This window comes from Inquilinus sp., assembly GCF_039594555.1.
Lineage (GTDB): Bacteria > Pseudomonadota > Alphaproteobacteria > DSM-16000 > Inquilinaceae > Inquilinus.
Genome location: NZ_JBCNNF010000635.1, coordinates 1 through 2,628, shown reverse-complemented (window position 1 = coordinate 2,628; position 2,628 = coordinate 1). Strand labels below are relative to the sequence as shown.

The window sequence follows — 2,628 nt, the reverse complement described above, 5'->3', positions numbered from 1 at the left end:
CCTTCCAGGTCGATCTCGGCACGGCGGCCGGAGACGATGTCTGACATCACCCGGCCGGAGCCGCAGGCCATGGTCCAGCCCAGCGTGCCGTGGCCGGTGTTGAGGAACAGGTTGCCATAGGGCGTGCGGCCGACCACCGGGGTGCCGTCCGGCGTCATCGGCCGCATGCCGGTCCAGAAGCTGGCGCGGGAGACGTCGCCGCCCGCCGGGAACAGGTCGGTGACGGAATGCTCCAGCGTCCGCCGCCGGGCGTCCCACAGCCTGCTGCTGTACCCCGCCAGCTCGGCGGTGCCGCCGACGCGGATGCGGTCGCCCAGCCGGGTGATCGCGACCTTGTAGGTCTCGTCCATCACGGTCGAGACGGGCGCCCCCGCGGCCTCGGTGACCGGCACGGTGATCGAGTAGCCCTTGACCGGATAGACCGGGATCTCGATGCCCAGCGGCTTGAGCAGGAGCGGGGAGTAGCTGCCCAGCGCCAGGACATAGCCGTCGGCGCTCAGGGTCTCGCCGCCCTCCAGTGCCACGCCGCCGATGCGGTTGCCGTCGGTCATCAGCCCGGCGATGCGGACGCCCCAGCGGAAGCTGACGCCCAGGCCCTCGGCCAGCTTCGCCAGGTTGTTGGTGAATTTGAAGCAGTCGCCGGTCTCGTCGCCCGGCAGGCGCAGGCCGCCGGCCAGCTTGTCCTTCACGCCCGCCAGCGCCGGCTCGACCACGGCGCAGCCGGCCGGGTCCAGCACCTCGTAGGGCACGCCGGCCTCCTGCAGCACGGCGATGTCCTTGGCCGCGGCGTCGACCTGCTTCTGGGTGCGGAACAGCTGCAGCGTGCCCTGCGCCTTGTCGTCATAGGCGATGCCGGTGTCGGCGCGCAGCTGGCGCAGGCAGTCGCGGCTGTACTCGGCCAGGCGGACCATCCGCTCCTTGTTCACGGCGTAGCGGGCGGCGGTGCAGTTGCGCAGCATCTGCGCCAGCCACAGCCACTGCCTGGTGTCCAGCTGCGGGCGCAGCACGAAGGGGCTGTGCTCCATCAGCATCCACTTGATCGCCTTTAGCGGCACGCCGGGGGCGGCCCAGGGCGCCGAATAGCCGGGCGAGACCTGGCCGGCATTGGCGAAGCTGGTCTCGTTCGCCGGCCCCGCCTGCCGGTCGACCACCGTCACCTCATGGCCGGCGCGGGCGAGGTAAAAGGCGGTGGTCACGCCGATGACGCCGGCGCCGAGGACGATGACCTTCACGACGGAACTCCTTCGAGAACCAAAGCGGGTGAGGGGGCCGGCGCGGCGTCGCGATAGTCGCGGCGGAAGCGGCGGCCGAGGCGGGTCAGGAGCTCGTAGCCGATGGTCCCGGCATCGGCGGCGACAGCGTCGACGCTGCGATGCGGGCCGATCAGCTCGACCATGGCGCCGGGGCGCAGCGTACCCTCCGGCAGGGCCGAGACATCGAGGCCGATCGAGTCCATCGACACGGCGCCGACGATCGGCAGGGCGACGTCGCCGAGATGGGCGGTGCCGGCATTGCTCAGGCTGCGCGGGACGCCGTCGGCATAGCCCACCGCCACGGTGGCGATGCGGGCCGGGCCTTGGGCGCGCCAGCTCAGGCCGTAGCCGACCTCGTCGCCGGCGGCGATCGTCCGCAGTTGCACCACGCGGGCCTGCAGCCGCACCACCTGGCGCAGCGGGTTCGGCGCGCCGGCCACCGGGGCCAGCCCGTACAGCGCGGCGCCGGGCCGGGCCATGTCGTAGTGGAAGTCGGGGCCGAGGAAGATGCCGGAGGAGTTGGCCAGCGCGGCCGGGGCCGGCGGCAGGCGGCGGCGGGCGACATCGAAGCGCAGGCGCTGGGTGCCGTTGGCCGGATGGTCCTGCCGCTCGGCGCAGGCGAGGTGGCTCATCACCAGGCGTAGCTCGAGGCCGGCCAACAGCCCGGACTCATCGACGATCCGGTCCAGCTCGGCCGGCGACAGACCCATGCGCGACATGCCGGTGTCCAGCTGCAGCACCGCCGGCAGCGCCTGTTCCAGGCGGCGCGCCAGGGTGGTCCAGCCCTCGACCTGCTCCAGGCTGTTCAGCACCGGGGTCAGGCGATGGGCCAGGGCGATATCCTCGCAGCCGGGCATCGGCCCGTGCAGCACGTACACCTCCGCCGCCTCCGGCACATGCGGCCGAAGGGCGATGCCCTCCTCGAGATGGGCGACGAAGAAGTGGCGGCAGCCCTCGGCGGCCAGCGCCGGGCCGACGCGGTCGGCGCCCAGCCCATAGGCATCGGCCTTGAGCACGCCGGCGCAGATCGTGCGGCCCAGGCGGCGGCGCAGCGACCGGTAGTTCTCCCGGATCGCGGCGAGATCGACGATCAGGGTGGCGCCGGAGGCATCGGGGAGGAGGGTGGTCATAGGGGGCCGAACCGCAGGGGATCCAACAGCTTCAGGATACGGCCGCAGGCCCTCGGCGATCCTTGATTTCCGTTGATCCTTCTGCGGCCGGATGGTCTGGTGTTCGCAGCAAATTCACCGGTTTTCGCAGAAACCACGCATGACCACGCTCGACGCCATCGACCGCAAGATCATCCAGCTCCTGCGCGCCGATGGCCGCATCAGCAACGCCGACCTGGCGGAGGCGGTCGGCCTGTCGCCGTCGG

General features: G+C 71.9%; 3 protein-coding genes. 1 reads left to right on the top strand and 2 read right to left on the bottom strand.

Features of this window, described 5'->3' with window-relative positions:
• Together ABDW35_RS35315 and alr are read right to left on the bottom strand one after the other, a co-directional pair.
• Positions 1–1,232 (bottom strand): D-amino acid dehydrogenase (locus ABDW35_RS35315; RefSeq protein ID WP_343718512.1); only part of this gene is annotated, 1,232 nt, incomplete at its 3' end.
• Positions 1,229–2,383: an alanine racemase gene (gene alr / locus ABDW35_RS35310; RefSeq protein WP_343718511.1), complete on the bottom strand. Its 1,155-nt coding sequence runs from the start codon at positions 2,381–2,383 to the stop codon at positions 1,229–1,231. The genes alr and ABDW35_RS35315, both read right to left, overlap by 4 nt.
• Before the next feature lie 139 nt (positions 2,384–2,522).
• Here alr and ABDW35_RS35305 point away from each other — a divergent pair.
• A partial coding sequence (locus tag ABDW35_RS35305; protein WP_343718513.1) for an AsnC family protein occupies positions 2,523–2,628 on the top strand: 106 nt, incomplete at its 3' end.

Bases quoted from the DNA above. Each gene is read 5' to 3' on its own strand.
- alr (WP_343718511.1), bottom strand. From the start codon at position 2,383: ATGACCACCCTCCTCCCCGATGCCTCCGGCGCCACCCTGATCGTCGAT.